The sequence below is a fragment of the Mesorhizobium sp. BR1-1-15 genome (genome assembly GCF_020165475.1).
Taxonomy (GTDB): domain Bacteria; phylum Pseudomonadota; class Alphaproteobacteria; order Rhizobiales; family Rhizobiaceae; genus Mesorhizobium.
Genome location: NZ_JAIUIF010000004.1, coordinates 1 through 19,355, shown reverse-complemented (window position 1 = coordinate 19,355; position 19,355 = coordinate 1). Strand labels below are relative to the sequence as shown.

General features: G+C 63.1%; 18 protein-coding genes and 3 pseudogenes. 6 read left to right on the top strand and 15 right to left on the bottom strand.

Annotated features, from left to right (window positions below):
* Positions 1 to 112: 112 nt before the first annotated feature.
* The 5 genes from LB541_RS08725 to LB541_RS08705 all read right to left on the bottom strand — a co-directional run bounded on the left by LB541_RS08725 (position 113) and on the right by LB541_RS08705 (position 6,100).
* Positions 113 to 1,255 (bottom strand): substrate-binding domain-containing protein, encoded by a 1,143-nt coding sequence (locus tag LB541_RS08725; RefSeq protein WP_140729596.1) that lies wholly within the window; start codon positions 1,253 to 1,255, stop codon positions 113 to 115.
* 76 nt (positions 1,256 to 1,331) lie between these two features.
* Positions 1,332 to 2,816 carry an aldehyde dehydrogenase gene (gene aldA / locus LB541_RS08720; protein ID WP_140629491.1) on the bottom strand — a complete coding sequence of 495 codons (1,485 nt, stop codon included), beginning with the start codon at positions 2,814 to 2,816 and terminating at the stop codon, positions 1,332 to 1,334.
* Positions 2,817 to 2,857: 41 nt separating this feature from the next.
* Complete coding sequence (gene pdxA, locus LB541_RS08715) at positions 2,858 to 3,889, bottom strand: 4-hydroxythreonine-4-phosphate dehydrogenase PdxA (RefSeq protein WP_140630157.1); 1,032 nt, start codon at positions 3,887 to 3,889, stop codon at positions 2,858 to 2,860.
* A 224-nt stretch (positions 3,890 to 4,113) separates the two neighbouring features.
* Complete coding sequence (locus tag LB541_RS08710; protein WP_140524039.1) at positions 4,114 to 5,214, bottom strand: four-carbon acid sugar kinase family protein; 1,101 nt, start codon at positions 5,212 to 5,214, stop codon at positions 4,114 to 4,116.
* Entirely contained in the window at positions 5,201 to 6,100 is a 900-nt protein-coding gene (locus tag LB541_RS08705; RefSeq protein WP_318012601.1) for a DeoR/GlpR family DNA-binding transcription regulator, read from the bottom strand. The genes LB541_RS08710 and LB541_RS08705 overlap by 14 nt, the downstream gene beginning before the upstream one ends.
* Positions 6,101 to 6,267: 167 nt before the next feature.
* On the opposite strand from LB541_RS08705, the gene LB541_RS28685 reads away from it, so the two are divergent.
* The 4 genes and pseudogenes from LB541_RS28685 to LB541_RS08685 all read left to right on the top strand — a co-directional run.
* Complete coding sequence (locus tag LB541_RS28685) at positions 6,268 to 6,750, top strand: DUF1403 family protein (RefSeq protein WP_224618184.1); 483 nt, start codon at positions 6,268 to 6,270, stop codon at positions 6,748 to 6,750.
* Between the two features lie 60 nt (positions 6,751 to 6,810).
* Positions 6,811 to 7,737 (top strand): LysR family transcriptional regulator, encoded by a 927-nt coding sequence (locus LB541_RS08695; protein ID WP_140496511.1) that lies wholly within the window; start codon positions 6,811 to 6,813, stop codon positions 7,735 to 7,737.
* Between the two features lie 100 nt (positions 7,738 to 7,837).
* Positions 7,838 to 8,008 carry an iron-containing alcohol dehydrogenase gene (locus LB541_RS08690; protein ID WP_140557690.1) on the top strand — a complete coding sequence of 57 codons (171 nt, stop codon included), beginning with the start codon at positions 7,838 to 7,840 and terminating at the stop codon, positions 8,006 to 8,008.
* 14 nt (positions 8,009 to 8,022) lie between these two features.
* Positions 8,023 to 8,746 (top strand): annotated as a pseudogene (locus LB541_RS08685) (aldehyde dehydrogenase family protein); the annotation flags it as partial.
* A gap of 103 nt (positions 8,747 to 8,849) precedes the next feature.
* Here the strand turns inward: LB541_RS08685 and LB541_RS08680 are convergent.
* Positions 8,850 to 10,589 (bottom strand): FAD-dependent oxidoreductase, encoded by a 1,740-nt coding sequence (locus tag LB541_RS08680; protein WP_224618183.1) that lies wholly within the window; start codon positions 10,587 to 10,589, stop codon positions 8,850 to 8,852.
* A 368-nt stretch (positions 10,590 to 10,957) separates the two neighbouring features.
* On the opposite strand from LB541_RS08680, the pseudogene LB541_RS08675 reads away from it, so the two are divergent.
* A pseudogene (locus tag LB541_RS08675) lies at positions 10,958 to 11,292 on the top strand (DDE-type integrase/transposase/recombinase); the annotation flags it as partial.
* A gap of 136 nt (positions 11,293 to 11,428) precedes the next feature.
* On the opposite strand, the gene LB541_RS08670 reads toward LB541_RS08675, so the two are convergent.
* The 9 genes from LB541_RS08670 to LB541_RS08630 form a co-directional block, all read right to left on the bottom strand.
* Positions 11,429 to 12,079, bottom strand: coding sequence for a type II secretion system protein J (locus tag LB541_RS08670; RefSeq protein ID WP_140496507.1), 651 nt, complete (start codon positions 12,077 to 12,079; stop codon positions 11,429 to 11,431).
* Positions 12,076 to 12,444, bottom strand: coding sequence for a type II secretion system protein J (locus LB541_RS08665; RefSeq protein ID WP_140524045.1), 369 nt, complete (start codon positions 12,442 to 12,444; stop codon positions 12,076 to 12,078). Before LB541_RS08665 ends, LB541_RS08670 begins: the two co-directional genes overlap by 4 nt.
* Positions 12,441 to 12,860 (bottom strand): hypothetical protein, encoded by a 420-nt coding sequence (locus LB541_RS08660; protein WP_140557696.1) that lies wholly within the window; start codon positions 12,858 to 12,860, stop codon positions 12,441 to 12,443. The genes LB541_RS08665 and LB541_RS08660 overlap by 4 nt, the downstream gene beginning before the upstream one ends.
* Before the next feature lie 37 nt (positions 12,861 to 12,897).
* Entirely contained in the window at positions 12,898 to 13,338 is a 441-nt protein-coding gene (gspG, locus tag LB541_RS08655) for a type II secretion system major pseudopilin GspG (protein ID WP_140496499.1), read from the bottom strand.
* 12 nt (positions 13,339 to 13,350) lie between these two features.
* A complete protein-coding gene (locus LB541_RS08650) occupies positions 13,351 to 14,556 on the bottom strand; it encodes a type II secretion system F family protein (RefSeq protein ID WP_181173509.1) in 1,206 nt (401 codons plus the stop codon).
* A gap of 124 nt (positions 14,557 to 14,680) precedes the next feature.
* The gene (locus LB541_RS08645; protein ID WP_140496494.1) at positions 14,681 to 15,172 is read right to left on the bottom strand and encodes a hypothetical protein; all 492 of its coding nucleotides are present in this window, start codon (positions 15,170 to 15,172) and stop codon (positions 14,681 to 14,683) included.
* Entirely contained in the window at positions 15,169 to 15,777 is a 609-nt protein-coding gene (gene gspM, locus LB541_RS08640) for a type II secretion system protein GspM (protein WP_140629480.1), read from the bottom strand. Before gspM ends, LB541_RS08645 begins: the two co-directional genes overlap by 4 nt.
* Positions 15,774 to 16,808, bottom strand: coding sequence for a PilN domain-containing protein (locus LB541_RS08635; RefSeq protein ID WP_140658542.1), 1,035 nt, complete (start codon positions 16,806 to 16,808; stop codon positions 15,774 to 15,776). The genes gspM and LB541_RS08635 overlap by 4 nt, the downstream gene beginning before the upstream one ends.
* A gap of 187 nt (positions 16,809 to 16,995) precedes the next feature.
* Positions 16,996 to 18,798 (bottom strand): IlvD/Edd family dehydratase, encoded by a 1,803-nt coding sequence (locus LB541_RS08630; protein ID WP_140560836.1) that lies wholly within the window; start codon positions 18,796 to 18,798, stop codon positions 16,996 to 16,998.
* A gap of 168 nt (positions 18,799 to 18,966) precedes the next feature.
* Between LB541_RS08630 and LB541_RS08625 the strand changes: the two are divergent.
* Positions 18,967 to 19,355, top strand: a pseudogene (locus LB541_RS08625) (NAD(P)(+) transhydrogenase (Re/Si-specific) subunit alpha); the annotation flags it as partial.

The following is a 19,355-nucleotide window of genomic DNA, read 5'->3' as shown; positions in this document are numbered from 1 at the left end:
GAAAGAAGGAGCCAGAGCAATTCCAGGAAAAGTGTGTACGGTTTTCCGTCTGGAATTGCGCAAAAACAAAGAGATAGAGCGGTTCGCCGTTTCCGTGAAACGGTGAACTGCTCTAGAAGCACTCGCCGTTGCAGATTTTCACCACCGAAGCCGGCGCATCTTCCTTGGTGACCTGCTTGAGGGCACTGAGAAGGTCGAGCTTCTTGACGCGCAATGTCGGTACCGAAATATACGGCGGGACGTCATGTCCAAGCAGAGCAAGCGCGGCCGCCTTGGCCTCCGCGACACCCTGGTCATAGGGGCGTTGCGCACCCACGGCCAGAAACTCGCCACGTGCAACGTTCAGCGCGCTGTCTGCGGCAATGTCATTCGTGGTGATGACGATGTCGCGGCCGAGTGTCTTGGCCGCGGCCACGACCTGCTGCGCGGGCGTGTCCCAGGCAACGAAGATGCCCTTCATGTCGGGATGTGCCGTCAACATGGCGGTGGCGACCTCGTAGGCCTTCTCAGGCGCGGTGAAGGTACCGACGTCCGCGACCTTGATGTCGGGGTGTTCGCCGAATGCCTTGAGTGCGCCGACCTTGCGGGCCGCGACAGAGTAGTAGTAGTCATAGACCAGCGTGATGATGCCGACCTCGCCCTTGCCGCCAATGGCCCCGACAAGTTCCTGCGCGGCGAAATAGGCGTTCTTCTCATTGTCGGAAGCGACAACGGACACATAGTCCTTGCCCGGCGCCATATCGACCGGAACGTTGTCCATGAAAACCAGCTTGATGCCGGCTGCCGCCGCCTTCTTGTAGGCTTCGGATTCGGACTTCGGATCGATCGGGATCGAGAAGATCACATCCGGCTTGCGTGCGATCATCTGCTCGAGATCACTGATCTGCTGGCCGGGCTGGAACTTGGCGTCGGTGGTTCCGACAACCTCGATGCCAAAATCCTTGAGCGTGTTCGAGATCCCGGCCACCTGCAATTGAGGCCAGCCGGCATCCATGGTGTGCATCACCAGCCCGGCGGTGAACTTTCCGGTCTTCAGCTTTGCAAGGTCGGCATCGGAGAATTTCAGCACGTCTGGCGACACCGCCGGTGGACCGTCCGGGAAGCCCGGAACGGGTTGGCCTCTCGGCGATAGAGGCAACGGCTCAAGCAACGCCTTTGCTTCCGGTGGAATGGTGTCGTCGGCGATCGCCGAAGATGCGGCCAACCCCGACAATGCCACGGCCAAAGCCGCCGCCATGAATCCACGATAGTGCATTTTATTCCTCCCGATGAGATGAAACGGCCATTTTGGCCGGGTAGCGACCTGGCTGGTCGTACTGGCTGGGCGCTGTTCAGCGCCCGTAAGGCATCAATGCCGCCGTGGCGGCACCCGAGTAATTCACGTAGACCGTCTTCTTGCGCATGTAGCTCTCGAGCCCGTGTACGCCGTCGTCACCGCCCAATCCGCTCTCGCGGAAGCCGACATGGAAGCCCTGCAGCATTTCTGGCCCGATCCGGTTCACATAGATTTCGCCAAACGAGACCTCGTTGACGGCGTTCATGACGCGACCCAGATCGTTGGTGAAAAGATAGGCCGACAGGCCATAGCGACTGGCATTGGTGATGCTGACTGCCTCCTCGAAGGTGTCGAAGGGCATGATCGGCACGACCGGGCCGAAGATTTCCCGCGTCATGATCGGCATGTCGGGCGTCACGTCGGTCAATACGGTCGGATTGAGCCAGTAGCCACCGTCGATCGGCGCCTTGGCCGGGCGTCCGCCGGCCAGAGCCAGCTTCGCGCCGCCCGCGACGGCTTCCGCCAGGACCACCTCGACCTTTTCCAATTCCTCACGGCTGACTTTGGGACCGATATCGGTATTCGCCTGCATCGGATCACCGACGACCAGCGACTTCGAGAACTCCACGAAGCGCGTGACGAACTGATCGTAAATCGAACGGTGGACGAGCGTGCGTTCGTTGCATATGCAGACCTGCCCGCAATTCATGTAGCGCGAGGTGGCCGCCGACCGCACCGCCAGGTCGAGATCGGCATCGGCCAGGACGATGAAGGGCGCCTTGCCGCCAAGCTCCAGCGAAACGGGCGTCAGGTTGCGCGAAGCATTCGCCATGATGCGCTTGCCGGTCGGCACGCTTCCGGTCATGGTGATGAGGTCGACGCCGGGTTCCGTGCACAGCACCTCGCCTATGGTTTCGCCTCGTCCTGTTATGATGTTGACGACGCCGTCCGGCACGCCCGCTTCCACAAAGATGCGAGCCATTTCGAGCGCCGAAAGCGGCGTGTCTTCATGCGGTTTGAGGACGATGGTGTCGCCGGCGATCATGGCGGGCGCCACCTTTCGGCTGACCAGGGCGCTCGGGTAATTCCAGGGAATGATGGCGGCGACGACGCCTACGGGTACGCGCTGGATCCAGACCTGCTCTCCCGCGTAGTCGGATGGCAGGATCTCACCTTGAATGCGGCGGGCAAACTCGGCGTAGTAGTCGAAGAACTCGGCCGCACCGCCGACTTCACCCATGGCCTCATTGATCGGCTTGCCTTGTTCCCTGACGACCACCTCGGCCAGATGTCGGGCGTTCTGCCGGATCAAGACCGCGATCCGCTTCATGATCGCCGCACGAGCGAGGGGTGATTTGAGCCCCCAGGCTTTCTGCGCCTTACGGGCTGCCTCTATCGCCTGGCGAGCCTGATCCGGACTTGCCTCGGGCACGTCGACAAAAGCCTTGCCGTTGGCCGGGTTGATCACCGGGCGCGTGCCGGCTTCGCCGGTGACAAATCTGCCGTCGATCAGCATGAGATGGGACTTCTCTACAGCCATGGTTCGATCCGCTTCTTCGTGCGTTGCAGGCGTGCCGGCGCCTAAGGTTTGGATTTTGCCGCGGCCATCTGGACGGCGAACTCGATCGCCTCGACCAGGCTGTCCTCGTTGGCGATGCCCTTGCCGGCGATGTCGAAGGCCGTGCCGTGGTCGACGGAGGTACGAATGATCGGAAGGCCGAGCGTCACATTGACACCGGAGAGCGCTTTCCATTCACCGGTCGCGGGATCGACATTGAAGCCGAGCAGCTTCACCGGAACATGGCCCTGATCGTGATACATCGCGACCACCGCATCATACTGACGCGCACGTAGCTTGACGAAGACCGTGTCGCCCGGAACAGGTCCAACCACGGTGAAATCGGGCGATGTGTAAGAGGCGACGACCGGGGTCGTGATGTCGATGTCCTCACGACCGAAAATGCCGCCTTCGCCAGCGTGCGGGTTGAGCGCGGCAATCGCAATGCGCGGATGCGCAATGCCGAGGCCCTGCAATGCCTCGACAGTCAACTTGATAACCCGGCGCAAACGAGGTCCGGTCAGTTTCGAGGGAACTTGAGCCAGCGCCACATGGGTCGAGACATGGCTGACGCGAAAGTCGCCATGGGCAAGCATCATCACGGAATCGCGGGCGCCCGTCAGTTCTGCCAGCATGTCGGTATGGCCGGCATAGTGATAGCCGGCCAGGTTGAGCGCTTCCTTGTTGAGGGGGGCCGTAACGATACCCGCAATCGAGCCGGCCTGGGCCAGGCGAACAGCCTTTTCGATGGCCAGGTAGGCAAGGCGCCCGCCTTCGGCCGACATGACGCCTGTCTCTATGGGGGTCCGCTCTGGTCCGGCCTCAAGAATGGCCACCGGCGGAAAAGGTCTGGCGGCCGAAGCCGACGGTTCTTCCCGCTCGATACGTCCTGAAATGGACTCCATCGCGCGCATCGCGGTGGCGCTGCCGATGATGAGAAGCGACAGTGACCCGTCGGCCAGGCGCGGTTTCAGCCGTGCGCATGCCTTCGCGATGATCTCGGGGCCGATGCCCGCGGGATCACCCATAGTGATGCCGAGCCTTGGACCAGACATAAACACCCCATATCGGTCAATTGTGATCATCTTCTAATCCTTCTGGCCATATATGCGCAATAGTTTTCTTTCGCGATCGTTCGCAATCAAACTTCACGGCTGATCGGGCTCGCGTCTCTCCCTTTGCGGGCTGAATTCTCGACCACACCCGGCTTCGCAGTGCTTTTTGACGCTATTTGACCGGCAAGGCGGATGTACCGCGGCTTCGCCGGCGATCGTTTTGATCAGGGACGCGCGAGAGCGGCAAGCCTGCAGAGCAGGGCGCTGTCGCCGAACGCGCCCGATTTCGAAATCGTGGCCAGCCCCTCGAAAACGCCGCCTTTGATGACGGAAACCGGCAGCCCCGGCTCGATCTCGCTTTCGACCGTGAGTTCGACGGCGCCTAGGCTGTCGCACACCGACCGCAATGTTTCGCCGCCAGTGACGAGCAACGTGCCGGGCCTTGGCAAACCTTCGAGAAGCGAGGCAAACACCTTGCCGATATGATCCGCCACCGCGTGGCGATCACCCGATGCAGCGACGCTGACAATTGATGGCGCGCCTTGCATCATACGCTCCGCCAAGCGCTTTTTCGCTTTGTCGATGTCGCGTTCGACGACGATATGCGCATCCGCATGCCCGGCGGCAAAGACGGCCACCTGTCCCGCCGTGATCTCGTGATTTGTGCCGACAAGGCCAAGGAACGGCCCGGATAACGCAAGAGCAGGCTTCTGCGGTGCTTTCATGTGCCGGGCGAGTGCCGCCGCCAAGCCGCCTGTACCGACCCACAAGATCCGTGCCTCCGGCATTCCGGCCGTTGCGACGATCTTGTCCAGGTCCGTGTCCGTTTCGGCGTCGTAGAGGGTGATGAAATGAGCCGACCGTGCCCCCGGTGTTGAACGCCCGACCGAAAAGCGCTGGCCGAGGTCGGCGAGGAGGTCGGGACCTACCATTTCGGGGCGATCGAGCCGCCATTGGCGTCCGACGCGCGTAACGCGCCCCTGAAACGGGAAAGCAGGCGCCAGCACAACGCGCTGGTATGTCCCCTCGACGATGCAGGCTTCTATTTCGGCGATGACGTGACCGCGCAAAAGGCTGTCGATCTTCTTGAAACTCAGCTGTCCGGCGGCGAGCCATGGCGCGAGCGCCCGGTGCCTGGCGACGGCCGTCGCCTCGGCGCCCTCTCGTGTGGCGACATCGACAGCCATGCGCTCCGAAAACGGACCGTCCAGTCGCCAGCTCACCCCAATGCCGTGGCCGGGCGATGCGAAGGAAACCGCGCTGTCCAGGGCGCCGGTCAGGTCATCGGCTACGACCCGGATATCCACGCCCTCAAGAGCGCTCAACTGAAGAACCTGGACGGCTGACGCGCACGACGCGGACGTTCACATCGAGCGTCCGAAGATTGGTGAGGTGAGCTTGATCGATGCCCTCGTCGGTAATGATCTGGTGGATATCGGCCAGACGGCAGATGGTGCAGAAATTGGGGGCAGTGAACTTCGAATTGTCCGCAAGCACGACGACACGGCGCGCCGCCGCGATCATCGCCTGCTTCATCGCCGCAACCTCTAGCGAGGTCTCCGTGAGCATGTCTCCGGTGATGGCATGGGTCCCAAGAATGGCCACATCGGCGTGGATGGTTCGCAGGAAATTCTCGCCGGGCTGGCCGACCAGGGTCAGTGAGCCTGGCTTGCAGGTGCCTCCAAGCATGACGAGGCGTACTTCCGGCACGGTTGCAAGTATCTGCGCGATCGCGAGGCTGTTGGTAACGGCGGTAAGCGGAATAGGCGCCGCGGCGATGGCGCGGGCGACTTCCAGCACGGTCGTGCTTGCGTCGAAAATGACGCTTTGGCCGGCGCGGAGTTCCGACATCATGGCGGCACCTATGGCCTCTTTCTCAGCCCTGGCGAAATGCGCCGCGGTGGCGAGATCCGGCTCGAAGGTGGCGAGTTCCGTGCGCTGAAGCATCGCACCGCCATGCGTTCGCTCCAGTGCTCCCTGCCGTTCAAGCATCTCGAGGTCGCGCCGGATCGTCGAAGGCGATGCGCCGATGAGATCGATAAGCTCCTGAACGCCTACGGCTCCTTGCCGTTTAAGGCATTCGAGGATGAAGGCATGACGCTTGGCCGGAATCAAATCGACCCGTCCGCGCCCGCCATCGTCTTCCCGTGACCCGGCGGACGCCGAGGGCGCCATGTCCTCCACCGCTGATTTTCGGACATTCCTAGCCACGTTTGTATCTCCGCACGGCGTCGCAAACGCGCTCGCCTGAATCACGGCGAGCGATCTGCCGCAAATATCATGAATCCATCCAGCAAGCCCAATCGTTTGTCATTTTTGGTGGGCGATTTCCCATTGTTTGGCTCCATTGGAATTATTTTGACTGATTTTGACCGCATATGCTAATCAAATGTGGTCATCCTTGGTCAGGAGAAATTGAAAAACGAGCAGTTTTCGTCAAAAAACTTTCTGCGGTGGCGGTAACGGCGCGGCAGATGGGGGGTGTAGACGATGAAGCGGCACTTCGTGATGCCGTTCTGCTGACGCGACCTGGAGACGACGTCGGTCCCGCCGGCCGAATTGGCTTGGCGCTGGCTGGCAACTCGGCCCGCGGAGGATCTTCTGACGAGGCGAGCGTCGTCGGAGTTCTCGATGCCCTGGGGCTTGCCCGGGATGACGAGACGGCGGCCGACTTGGCAGACGAGCTTACGCATCTTGCTGCGACCCACGGCACTGTCGGAACGACGATCGGCACCTTCGCGGCCGTCGAGCGCCGAGGCCTTCCACGCACTGGCGGGTCCTGGTTCGCCGACGCGCTGTTGGTACAGCGGCTGGGTTGGCCCCACGCGGGTCCCGCTGTTCGGTGGCGAAACCGCCAATGATCTTCATTTGAAATGCTTGCGGTCGATATGATCTCGATATAACATTTACGCAATCCAGGCATGACCCCACCGCTCCACTCGATCATTTCCAGGCTCCACCTGAAACAGCTGCGGCTCCTGGTCGCGCTGGGCGAGCACGGCTCGCTCCTGAAGGCCTCGCAGCAGGTCGCGTTGACGCAACCGGGCGCGAGCAAGGCATTGCAGGAAATCGAGACGACCTTCGGCACGCCGCTGTTCGTTCGCACCAACCGGGGCCTGGAGCCCAATGCCGTCGGCCATTGCGTGATCCGCTATGCGCGCCTGATCCAGACGGATCTCGCGCACCTGCGCGACGAGATCGTCGGAATCATGCGTGGCCAGGGCGGGCGGGTGGCGGCCGGCGTCATCATGGGCGCGGTGCCGCTGCTCACCGATGCCATCTCCGCGCTCGTTGCGCGGCAGGCCGACTTGTCCGTCGAGATCGTCGAGGACACCAGCGCCGCCCTGCTGGCCCAGCTCGAAGCCGGCCGGCTCGACCTGGCGATCTGCCGCACGACCATCAGCCAGGCGCCGCAGGTCTACGACAGCGTGAAGCTCCAGGATGAAACGCTCGCGGTGATCGCGAACGTCGGCCATCCGCTCCGGCACGCGAAGAAGCTCACCCTGCAGGAGCTGGCGCCATACCGATGGGTGGTATACCGCGCGAACATGCCGATGCGGCTCTTGCTCGAACGCGAATACCGCGATTGCGGGATCCGGTTCCCGCAGCACCTGCTCGAGACGACCTCCGCTTTTGCGACGCTGGCGCTGCTGCAGGCCAACCCGTCCTTCGTGGCCCTGGTGTCGATCGAAGTCGCGCAGTTCTTCGCGCACCGGCAGATGACGCGCATCCTGCCGCTGGCCCTGGCGTCGCGAAGCGAGGCCTATGAGCTCGTCACCCGCAAGGGGGCGTGGGTTCCGCCCGCCGCCAAACTGCTGATCGACGAATTGGTCCATCGCCAGTCCTGAGCATCAGGTCGGCGCGACCGCGCCGGTCAGCGCTGTATCCGCCAGGGTGCCGCATGGGCAAGGCGATGGACCTGGCCAGCGGGGCCGAGGGGGGCCGTCCGTGCGCGCCATGACCGAGCGGCTCGGCTTGCCGACGGGCTTGGCCCAACTGGGCGTGGCGCGCGATGTTCCCCGACATCGTCCGGGCGCCTTGAAGGACCACAGCCACCTGACCAACCCGCGCGTGGCATCCGACACCGGTTACGAAGCGATGCTCGAAGCCAGCCTTTAGGAAGCAAGCACACTATGTTCAACAACCTGATCGGCGGCGAGTGGGTCGAAGGCCCTCGCGTCTCGCGCAACATCAACCCCTCGGACACGCGCGACGTCATTGGCGAGTTCGCGCAAGCCGAGGCGGCCCAAGCCAGGCAGGCCATCGCCGCAGCCACCCAGGCCCAGTCCGCCTGGGGCCTGTCCACCCCGCAGCAGCGCTTCGACATCCTCGACGCCGCCGGCGCCTGGATCCTGGCGCGCAAGGCCGAACTGGGCGACCTGCTCGCCCGCGAGGGAGGCAAGACCCTGCCCGAGGCCATCGGCGAGGTGGCACGGGCCGGCAACATCTTCAAGTTCTTTGCCGGCGAAGCGCTGCGTGTCGGCGGCGACGTGGTGCCTTCCGTACGCCCGGCGTCGGCGTGGAAGTCACCCGCGAGCCCGTAGGCGTCGTGGGCCTGATCACGCCCTGGAACTTCCCCATCGCGATCCCCGCCTGGAAGATCGCCCCGGCCTTGGCCTGCGGCAACGCCGTGGTGCTCAAGCCCGCCGATCTCGTATACGGCAGCGCCTGGGCCATCGCCGACATCCTGCACCGCGCGGGCCTGCCAGCGGGGTGTTCAACCTGGTGATGGGCCGCGGCTCCGAAGTGGGCCAGGTGCTGCTGGACGACAAACGCGTCAACGCGATCAGCTTCACCGGCCCGGTGGCCACCGGCCAGCGCATCGCGCAGGCCTGTGTCGCGCGCATGGCCAAGTTCTTCATGCCGCCGGTGCTGGAATCACTGGCCTCGGGTCCGAGGAACAGGTAGTCCCGCCGGACCGAGAGGCCTGGCGGGACTATTGTTGAGAGCTGTAGTCCTGCTAATACGAACTGGAGGCTGCGTGCCTTCCTGCGATGATGCCCTGAGAGAGAGCTCGACCGTTCCCGTGCTGACTGAATCCGCCAGCAGCTTCGCCGGCGGCGTAGAGGCCGGGAATCACCTGAGAGGCATAGTCGAGGACCTGGCTTGAGCCGTTGATGCGCAGGCCGGACCGGGCGTCGTGGATCACCGGCGTCGACCAGGCGGCATAGAAGGGGCCCCGTTGGATCTTGTATTGGGGTGTCGGTTTGCCGAAGTCGGCGTCGGCACCCGCGTCAACAAAGCTGTTGTACCGCGTCACCGTTTCGACCAGGTTGCTTGCCGGCATCGGAACCCGCTGATGCGGCATGACGATCTTCTGTGCGAGTTCCTCCAGCGTGTTTGCCTGGAAGAAGAATCCACCGGGATCGACGAAGGGCGGCGCCACATTCCATCTCTGGCGGGCCACGGCATCTGCATCGAAGATGGCCCAGATCGGGCCACCGCCGTTGTGGCCGTCGCCGATTCCAGCCAGAGCGGCGTTGATCCAGTTTTGCGGGTTGTATGTGATGTTCTTGGCGTTCAGGTAGCTGCCCTGAGTGTACGGGTTGACCGAGCCAGCGCTGTTCGTCCCGAATTGACCTCCCGTTTCGTCGTAGAACCGCCTCCCGATCATGTTTACATGGATAACGTTCTGGTTGTTGACGTTGGCTAGTCCCGAAGCTTTCGCAAGGTGGAAGACAGGGCTATTGGGCCCCCACTGCAGGAACGAGTAGTTGTACCGCGTTCCGATGGCGGTTGGCTTGGTGATGTTAGTGCCGAACTCTCCAGTCTGGTTGTACGTGCCCGCGAGCGACGCGCCGACATTCAGCCCTGCGAGTATGCCGCTGGCGTCCTGGAAGGAATAGGGCTCGCCAGCGACGCCGCAGTACTCCGCGGTGAGCCGTGGGTCGAACTGTCGGCGGTATTCCACATTGCCGTTTCCGCCGCCACTCGCAATCACTACGCCCTTGCGTGCCTGAATGTTAACGAGGCGGCCCTGATTGGAGGCTACGACCCCGACCACGCCCGCTTTCGTCCGCAGCAGTGACTCCAAACGGTAATTCAGCAGGATCTTCACGCCACGCGCCTTTGCCGCGGCCTCCAGCGGATATATGAAGCCGGGCCCTTGAGACGTCGTCCGCTGTTGGCTCGCGGCTACCGGCAAGCCGGTCCGGACCGAGACGTAGTTCATGATCGCCGTATGCATCATACGGTTCACCGAGTTGCCGACCTCATTGCCGCCGACATTGTCGGGCCTGGATGTCGTCCACACGACGCCATGGCGGACCAGAAAGTTGTAAAGGTCGACGTTGACGTCGGCAAATGCCCGGATCAGCTCGCGATCGTTATAGCGGTAGCTCGGAAAGCCGTTCGCCTGGACGATGGACCAGTCGGTAAGGTCGCGATACAGGAGGTCTGGCGAGTCCGCGATGCCGGCCGCCATCTGGGCAGGGGTTCCGCCTCCCAGGGGAATGTTGCCTGAGCTGACGATGCCACGTCCCCCGATGTGCGGTTGCGCCTCGAGGACAATAACCGACGCGCCCGCCTCTGCGGCGGCGACTGCGGCCCCGAGGCCCGCCGAGCCGCAACCCACAACGACGATATCGGCTACGCGCGGGTCCGCGGCATTGGCAATGCTCGGCTGCAATATGCTGCTGGCCACCCCTGCGGCGGCGATTCCGGCGCCGGCCTTCAACAATGAGCGTCGGCTGACTGTCATTACGTTCTCCTCCTGATATTTTTAGACCAGCGCATTCGGGCCAGCGCATTCGGGATTGTTTGGATCTGGGCCTGAACAGCGAAACTCATTAATCGTGATCGCCGCAGAGACTTGGCCGGCCGGAGTATTGCAGCATTCGCTCGCGCGACAACTGAGAAGATGTGATCTCGGTATAACGTTTACTCAACCCAGGCATGGCCCCACCGCTCCACTCGATCGTTTCCAGGATCCACCTGAAACAGTTGCGGCTCCTACTCGCGCTGGGCGAGCATGGCTCGCTCCTCAAAGCCTCGCAGCAGGTCGCGTTGACGCAACCGGGCGAGCAAGGCATTGCAGGAAATCGAGACGACCTTCGGTCGCCGCTGGGTTACGGCAGGCCGGAACGCATTGTCATCGACGGCAGCCAAACCAACCGCGAGGCGGTCATTTCCTGCGATGCTGAAAGCCGTCTGCGGGACCGCCCGCGACGTTCACCGAAGCCGATTCACATCCGCAACAGCAAGTACCTCAATAATTGGATCGAACAGAACCATCGACGCGTCAAGCGCCGCATCCACTCCATGTTCGGCTTCAAGTGAATGCGACCGCCGAGGTTATTCTCACTGGCATGGAGATGGTTCACATGATGCGCAGACAGCAGGCGAGGTTTGCCTACAATCCATCTCCCTCGATCGCCGAGCAGTTCGAGATCCTGGCAGCCTGATCAGCGACGCGAAAACAAAAGAACGATTTGCGACAGAGCCCGCGAATGTCGATAGCCAGCGGCAGCCTTGCGCCGTCTGCATGCCACGCTGTTTTGCAAGCCTGTTATCGGCGCCAATCGTACAGCCCTGCGGAGTTCAGAAGCCGATGCCGTAGCGCTGCAGACACGGCGCGAGCGCTTCGGCCGCGCCGCAACGCGCGGGCAGCTCGACGCGTAACCGCGCATAGGCCCATTGCCGCCAGGGACGCGGAGAACTGCCGGATATCTCGATACGGACGAGTGACGGCATGCGGTTGGTGCTTGTCCATTCGGGGCTGAGCGCGCCGTCCGGCCCGGCATAGCTGAACGAAAGCTTCAGATCGCCTCGCACCAGCGGAAGATCCTCCCCGCCCTCGCCCATCCTGTGATCGCGGCGGGCACGAATGAGGGCCTCGTCGGCTCCGGCCCGACCCATCGAATAGGTGATGTCATCAAGTCCCGCACGCGGCTCGTAGCCGAGCGCCGGGCGCTCGAAGGTGACCTCGTCGGCATGGCCGGTGAAGCGGATCGCAGCGGCTCCCTCCGGGTTGGAATAGCCGGGCTGCGCCGCCTCCAGATCCTCGACCATCCGGTCGAGAATCACCGCCACCGTGTCCTCCTGCCCGCCTCTGGCGATTATCCCCTGCCATTGGCGCAGCCAGGTTCCGGTGTAGAGTGCCAGCCCGCCAAACAGCATCGTCGCAAGCACCAGCGAAGCCAATGCCTCGATCAGCGTGAAGCCGGCCCGAGCGCTGCGTTTCCTTGTCATTGCCGCTTGCCGAGGCGCACGGTCTGCATCGCGTCGTCATCCGATCCGTCGGTGCTGCGAACGGTGACGGAGTAAAGCTGCCATCCGGCGCGAGCCAGGGCAGTGCCGCGTTCGAAGCGGTACGGTTCCACGATGACCGTGAAGCCTCCGATCACGCGCCGGCCCGTTCGCAACGGGTTAAGGGTCATCGCCGCCGCCATGGCAGCCTGCATGCCGACACGGCGTTCGGTCGATCGTTCCAGACCCGCGAACGCACCTGCGGTGCCCGTGATCATGCGCGCGATCGGAACGATCAGCAGCACGGCGACGGCAAGCGAGGCCAGAACCTCGATCAGCGTGAAGCCGCGTCTGCGCCGTCCTGTCATTTCGGGCTCATTTCCACGCGGCCGGTCAACCAGTCGACGCGCAGTTCGATCTCCCGGCCGCTGGCGGACAGTGTCATGACGCCCCCACACGACCGTCCGTCGGCAAGGAAGCGCAAGGCTCTGGTTCCGCCTCGTATGGGACACCGGTCCGACGTGACCCAGTTCATGGCCACCCCATCCCTGATCGAGATCGGATTGGCGCCATCCACCTGGATGCGTTTGTTTCCCGGATCGACCCTCACGTCGGCGACGCTGCCCGTGGTCAGCGCCTTCGCTCTGCCCTTGCGGAACTCCCCGCTGACACGAACCGCCTCGCCAGAAAGCTCGGCAGCCCCGATGCTGGAACGCGGGCGCGGCATCAGCACGAAGGCCGCGAGAGCGACGATCGCAAGCGCCGCGACCACGTCGAGCAGCACGACACCGCGTTGCGTCCTTTTGCGGTTGCTGTTGCCCTTAGGGCTGGGCGGACACATTGGAGCCGCGCCCACCGGGCCCGTCGGTGGTGATGTTGAACGTCTTTCCGTCGCTTGCGTATCTGTATTCATGGCCCCACGGATCGAGCGGAACGGTCTCGCCGCGAACGTATGGCCCGTTCCAGACCTGGATGGTCGAGGGCTTGCGCACCAGCGCTCCCAGCCCCTCGGCCTGCACCGGATAACGGCCGACATCGATGTAGAAGATGTCGAGCGCGCTGGAAAACGCCTCGATCTGAAGCTTCGCCGCACGCACGCGCGAGTCGGACAACTGCGCGAGAACACGAGGACCGACGAGCGCCGAGATCAGGCCGATGATGGCCAGCACGACCAGCATCTCGATCAGCGTAAAGCCTGCCTCGCGGCGCCGGGCACGCTTGCGCTGCATGAGATTGGGACCAACTGCGAAATGAACGCTCATGCAAACAGCCTCCTAGCGGACCATGTCGTTGAATGACATGAGGGTGGACATGATCGACACGATCATACCACCGATCAAGATACTGATGGTTGCCACTGCCGCAGGGCCGACAAGCCCGACGATACGGGACAGCGAACGCTCCAGCCGCACTTCATAGAAGTCGGCGACACGATAGGCCAGCCCTGCGAGTTCGCCACTTTGCTCGCCGAGCCTCAACATGCGCACCGCCAGCGGGGGAAGCTGAAGAATCTCAAGCGCATGGCCAAGCCTATTCCCCTGCCTCAGCGCGTCGGACGCCTGCTGCGCGCGTGCCCGCGCGGCCTCGCCGTGGTCGACGGTATCGCTGATGAGCTTGAAAGCCACAGGAACCGCCACGCCGGTCTCGACCATGATGCCCAGGAGACGGGCGAAGCGCCCCGTCCGATAGCTCCCCGGTATCTCCGACAAAAGCGGAAGTTTCTTGGCGAAACCCCAAAGCCATGCCCAGAGAAGGCCCCGCCGCGCCGCCACGAACCCCAGCAATACGAGTATCGAAGCCGCAAGCAAAAGGACCAGCCCATAAGCGCGCAGGAAATTCGAGACCGCGAACATCACCACCATCAGCGTGTCCTTCTTGCCGCTCTGCATGAGCATCGGTTCGAACTGAGGAACGACCCCCACCAGGAAGAAGACCAGTACGCAGATCGTGCCGGCAAACAGGACTGCCGGATACCGCAGCGCCTCGCTGACTTTGGCCCGCAATGCCTCGAAATGCTGGCGCTCCTGCACGATGCGCGACAGGAGGGTGGGTAACTTGCCGGAGGTCTCCGCGACACGAACCATGGCGACCTGGAACGCCGGGAACAGAGCGGGCCAGGCTTCCAGCGCTCTGGAGAACGAGTTGCCCGACGCCAGGTCGGTGCGAATGCCGGCAACCACGGGCTGAAGCCTGCCGCTGTCGAATTCCTTTTCCATGATCGCCAGCGCTTCGTCGATCCGGATCCCCGCATTCAGCATGATCGACAGGTCGGAGAGCAGCCGCGTGACCTGCGACGCCGGTATCCGGGTCGAAAACAGCGGTGCGCGCGATGCAGACTGCCTCGGTTCGACACTTACCGGGATCAGCCCGCGCGCCCCGAGCTTCTGGACGGCATCGTCGGAATCGGACGCATCGATCCGCCCGAGTTCGAGACGACCCTCGCCATTCAAAGCCTTGTATGCGAATGCCGTGGAGACCATGGAGGCCAAATTTCCTAACTGTACGCCTCTACTGGAGACGTTCGTTCCTGATTGCTGTCTGTGAAAGAAACTCGCTCCATTAATCCCTGCCGGAGGCTCGGAATGTGCAACCACTCCATTTGGATCAACCCCCTGAAGGCGTGGGCACCGGCTCCTCCGGTGGCAACATTTGTTCACCGCTTGCCTCATCCGAAAACCGCAGCGAGGCGCGTCCTCCCGCTCCATCGAGCTTGACTTCGAACTGGCCGACTTCCTTCAGGGTCCAACCTTCCCGGCTTTCCCCCGTGCGCAGCGTGAAGGCCGCCATTTCGGCCGGGGTGGTGAAGGTCGCGCTGTTGAGCCTTTCCGACCGCACGATGCCAACCAATTGCCACTCGGGCGCCGCGGCAGGCGGGGGCTCGGGTTCCGGCTCGGGCTGCACGACAATAGGTTCCGGCTCGGGGGCACCGAACGCGATCGGGGCAGTCCGGTCCGGCGAGAACAGGGGCCGATCCCGAAGCGCCGCATAGTCGCTCACCTGGCGTTCCCTGACCGATAGCTTTTCTGCGCCGAAGGACAGGCTCGAAGAGGCCGCGATGGCGGCGAGCATCATTGTCGCGCCCAGCATGGTCATCATGACTGGGGTCCCTTCTCCCGGAAGGCCGACAGCGTGACGTTCAGCGACAGCGGCCGATCCATGGAACCCGAGGTCTGATTCCCCCCCAGATCGACGTTTCGGTTCAACCGAAGCCTGAAGCTATCAACGACCATGACGGGCGAGCTTGCCTCGATGGCGTACATGAGATCGGGCAGCGATTGCTCCATAACCTCGATATCGGCAGTTAAACGAATGCGTTCCAAAGACTCCAACTGAGGATCGCTTATATCGGCGACCTCACCGTCTGTGGGAACATCGACGCGCCGGATAACGGCACCCACGCGTTCAACGCGGTTGGAGAGCAGACTCTGGAATTCGGCCGAGACGAGCCCACTGGTTTGGGCATCGAGAAGAATCTTGCCCTCGCCGGGATCCAGAGCCTGGTTCGCGCCTTGGGGAACCGGGGAAGTGGACGCCTTGCTTTCGAGCAAGGCGGTACGTTCCTCATAGAGCGCCAGCGCGCCCGCCTCCGCGCGCCAGGACAGCAGCGTATCGGCGACGAGTACAAGAGCTCCGACGACCAGCAGGGCCATGACGACCAGGGATTGAAGCCGCGTGTCGCGCCACAGGGGTGTCGTCCTCATCGCAGCGAACCTCCCGTGCGGATGAGCGGGCGGGTATCGACCTCGAACTCCGAGGTAACGCCATCCTCGCCGCGCAGGGCCGATCCGACCAGCTTGCTGTCTTCGAAGCGACCCGACGATTCCAGCGCGGTCAGTACTTCGGGCACGTCCTTGGTCCGGCCCGAGAGACGCATGCGGCCATTGGCGAAGGACACCTCAATGGCATAGGAATGCGTCGGCAAAACCTGAGCCAGGTCGTCCAATGCTCCCAGCGCGCTTATCGCGTCGTCCTTGATATTCAGCGCCTCCTGCTCAGGCGCTGTTTCAGCCTTGTCCGGAGTCGCCGCCAGCGCGATTGCCTGGCGCGCCTTCTCGGCCCGGATCTCGACGGCGGCGCGGCGCTCGGCATAGTTGTTCTGGATCATCGGCCGCACCGCCGGAGCCGTGACTGCAGCGACTAGGCTTACGCCCAGAACTCCGGCAAGGACAAACTTTATCCGGCCACGCGTGCCGGTGACCCGTTGCCGCTGTGTCAATACTTCCACGGCATCGCCTTCCGGAAACGGCGCCGAGATCACGACCTGGCGGGCCTCGGCCACGTTCAGGCAGGCCAAGGCAGCAGCGACACGCGACCTCGGAACGATTGCGACGGCGACGGTGATCTGCCGCGCCTCACGGCTGATCCCGAGGACCCGGTGGCCGAAATAGATATCGGAAGCAGGCAATGGCGAAAGCGCGCCCATCCGCGACGTAACGATGCCTTCGACGTGGCTGGCAGCCTCCATCGGCAGTTCGATCCGGCGCGCGATCACCCAGCTCGCCGGGATGCCGAGATGGACCGCCTTTCCATTCACCGCGGTGCGCAATGCGGCCGGCGCCTGCGTGTCTGGAGAAATCGGTATCAACAGGGGTGCTGACGGCTTTCGGCTGGTCGCCGGCTCGATTTCAAGCGCGCTCCCATCGTCCGCGACCCGCGCGACCACGCGGCTGCCGGATTTGACGCGCGCAAGTTCATCCAGCAGGGAGGCCGGTCCCGCGATCCAGTCATCCAAGCCGCGGATCGCCGCGGTGAAAGGATAAGCCATTCCGGTCAAACCCCAGAGCAGAAGCCGGCACCGGATCCGGAGTTCCGTCGCCCGCGTGAATACAAATCATAGCGCATCTTCAGGCCCTAATTCCAGATCAGTCACAGTTCTTCGCCAATCGAGCACCGATCTTGAACGCAGAGTAGGAACTGTTCTAATGATTGTCGCGCGGCAGGCCGCTGGTGACGGCGATGTTCTGGTACTTCACCGCCGGCTTCAGAACCATTCCCTCGGACAACTGGTCAACCATTGACCGCTGGATCTCCTGCCAGGGTGTCTGATGCTTCGGATATGCATAGCCGCCCTTGTTTTGCAGGTCGACGCGACGGCGCTTGATCTCGTCGTCCGACACGAGGATGTCGGCGGTCCCCTTGCGCAGGTCGATGCGTACCCGGTCACCCGTACGCAGCAGCGCAAGGCCACCACCGACGGCCGCCTCGGGCGAGGCGTTGAGGATCGATGGAGAGCCGGAAGTGCCGGACTGACGGCCATCGCCGATGCAGGGCAGCGAGTGGATGCCCGCCTTCAGCAGGTAGGCCGGCGGCTGCATGTTCACGACTTCGGCGCCGCCCGGATAACCGACAGGGCCGGCTCCGCGCATGAACAGGATGGTATTCTCGTTCAGGCCGAGTGACGGATCCTCAATGCGACGGTGGTAGTCTTCCGGACCGTCGAAGACGACGGCGACGCCCTCGAAGGCATCGGGGTCTCGCGGATTTGACAGATAGCGGTCGCGAAACTCCGGCGAGATGACCGACGTCTTCATGATTGCGGAATCGAACAGATTGCCTTTCAGGTTGATGAAGCCGGCTTCCTTCCTGAGCGGATTGGCCACGGTACGGATGACCTTGCCGTCGAGATTCTCCGCCGCGGCGCAATTGTCGCCGATCGTGCGGCCGTTGACGGTCATGGCTCCAGGATGCGGCAGCAAGCCGGCCTTCATCAGCTCTGCCACCACGGCCGGCACACCGCCCGCATGATGATAGTCCTCGCCGAGATATTCACCGGCCGGCTGGAGATTTACGATCAGCGGAACGTGGTGACCGACCTTCTGCCAGTCATCGACGGTCAGCGACACGCCGAGATGCCGCGCGATGGCGTTGAGGTGGATCGGCGCATTGGTCGAGCCGCCGATGGCAGAATTGACGACGATGGCGTTCTCGAAGGCTTCCCGCGTCATGATGTCGGAGGGTTTCAAGTCCTCGCGCACCATGTCGACGATGCGCTTGCCGGTTTGGTAGGCGATCTGGCCGCGCTCGCGATAGGGTGCTGGAATGGCGGCGGAGCCCGGCAACTGCATGCCGAGCGCCTCGGCCAGCGAGTTCATCGTCGTCGCCGTGCCCATCGTGTTGCAGTAGCCGACGGACGGCGCCGATGAAGCGACGATGTCCATGAACTGGTCGTAGTCGATCTCTCCTGCCGCCAGCCTTTCGCGTGACTTCCACACGACCGTGCCGGAGCCGGTGCGTTCGCCCTTGTGCCAGCCGTTCAGCATCGGGCCGACGGACAGCGCTATGGCTGGAATGTTGACGGTGGCCGCGGCCATCAGCAGCGCCGGGGTGGTCTTGTCGCAGCCGATGGTCAGCACGACGCCATCCAGCGGATAGCCATAAAGCAACTCGACGAGAGCGAGATAGGCGAGGTTGCGGTCGAGCGCGGCGGTGGGCCGCTTGCCTGTCTCCTGGATCGGGTGGACCGGGAATTCCAGCGGCACGCCGCCGGCGGCCACAATGCCGTCGCGCACGCGCTTGGCGAGCTCGATATGATGCCGGTTGCAAGGTGACAGGTCCGAGCCCGTCTGGGCGATGCCGATAAGCGGCTTTCCGGACTGCAGTTCTTCGCGGGTCAGCCCATAGTTCAGATAGCGTTCGAGGTAGAGCGCCGTCATGCCGGGATTGTCCGGATTGTCGAACCACTCGCGCGAGCGTAGCCGCTTCGCACCATTGATCTTGGACATTTACACCTCCAGAACCGCCGTTTGGCCATCGATATGGCATCGGCAACTGGCGGACAAGTACCCTCAATCAGATATGTGGACAAATTGCCCATTTTGTGGATTGTAGTAAGATGTGAACGATACGGCAGGCGCGCAGATGCGCCGCGTGCCGGGGAGGGGTAGCCAAGCGTGAGCCAGATCATCTTCATTCCCGCCGAGGGCGGCTCGGGCGAACCCCGTGTCGCGGCTTCGCCCGATACGGTGAAACGGCTGGCCGGCCTGGGTCTTGAAGTGGTTGTGGAGGCCGGTGCCGGCACGCGATCGCGCATTCCCGATGAGGAGTTCGCCAAGGCGGGCGCTTCGATCGGCGAGGCCGGCGATGTGGCCAAGGCCGACGTGGTGCTGAAGGTGCGCCGGCCGACGGATGCGGAGCTGAAAAGCTACAAGTCAGGCGCTGCGGTCATCGCCATCATGGATCCCTATGGCAACGATGCCGCCGTTGCGGCGCTGGCCAAGGCCGGGGTGACGGCCTTTGCGATGGAATTCATGCCGCGCATCACGCGCGCCCAGTCGATGGA

What these genes read in the sequence shown, in the direction of transcription:
- LB541_RS08630 (WP_140560836.1), bottom strand. Translation starts at nt 18,798, where the DNA reads ATGTCCAAGATCAATGGTGCGAAGCGGCTACGCTCGCGCGAGTGGTTC.
- LB541_RS08650 (WP_181173509.1), bottom strand. Translation starts at nt 14,556, where the DNA reads ATGGTCTCCACGGCATTCGCATACAAGGCTTTGAATGGCGAGGGTCGT.
- LB541_RS08670 (WP_140496507.1), bottom strand. Translation starts at nt 12,079, where the DNA reads ATGACAAGGAAACGCAGCGCTCGGGCCGGCTTCACGCTGATCGAGGCA.
- LB541_RS08725 (WP_140729596.1), bottom strand. Translation starts at nt 1,255, where the DNA reads ATGCACTATCGTGGATTCATGGCGGCGGCTTTGGCCGTGGCATTGTCG.
- LB541_RS28685 (WP_224618184.1), top strand. Translation starts at nt 6,268, where the DNA reads ATGCTAATCAAATGTGGTCATCCTTGGTCAGGAGAAATTGAAAAACGA.
- pdxA (WP_140630157.1), bottom strand. Translation starts at nt 3,889, where the DNA reads ATGTCTGGTCCAAGGCTCGGCATCACTATGGGTGATCCCGCGGGCATC.
- aldA (WP_140629491.1), bottom strand. Translation starts at nt 2,816, where the DNA reads ATGGCTGTAGAGAAGTCCCATCTCATGCTGATCGACGGCAGATTTGTC.
- LB541_RS08665 (WP_140524045.1), bottom strand. Translation starts at nt 12,444, where the DNA reads ATGACAGGACGGCGCAGACGCGGCTTCACGCTGATCGAGGTTCTGGCC.
- gspM (WP_140629480.1), bottom strand. Translation starts at nt 15,777, where the DNA reads ATGAGGACGACACCCCTGTGGCGCGACACGCGGCTTCAATCCCTGGTC.
- LB541_RS08680 (WP_224618183.1), bottom strand. Translation starts at nt 10,589, where the DNA reads ATGACAGTCAGCCGACGCTCATTGTTGAAGGCCGGCGCCGGAATCGCC.
- LB541_RS08695 (WP_140496511.1), top strand. Translation starts at nt 6,811, where the DNA reads ATGACCCCACCGCTCCACTCGATCATTTCCAGGCTCCACCTGAAACAG.
- LB541_RS08645 (WP_140496494.1), bottom strand. Translation starts at nt 15,172, where the DNA reads ATGATGACCATGCTGGGCGCGACAATGATGCTCGCCGCCATCGCGGCC.
- gspG (WP_140496499.1), bottom strand. Translation starts at nt 13,338, where the DNA reads ATGAGCGTTCATTTCGCAGTTGGTCCCAATCTCATGCAGCGCAAGCGT.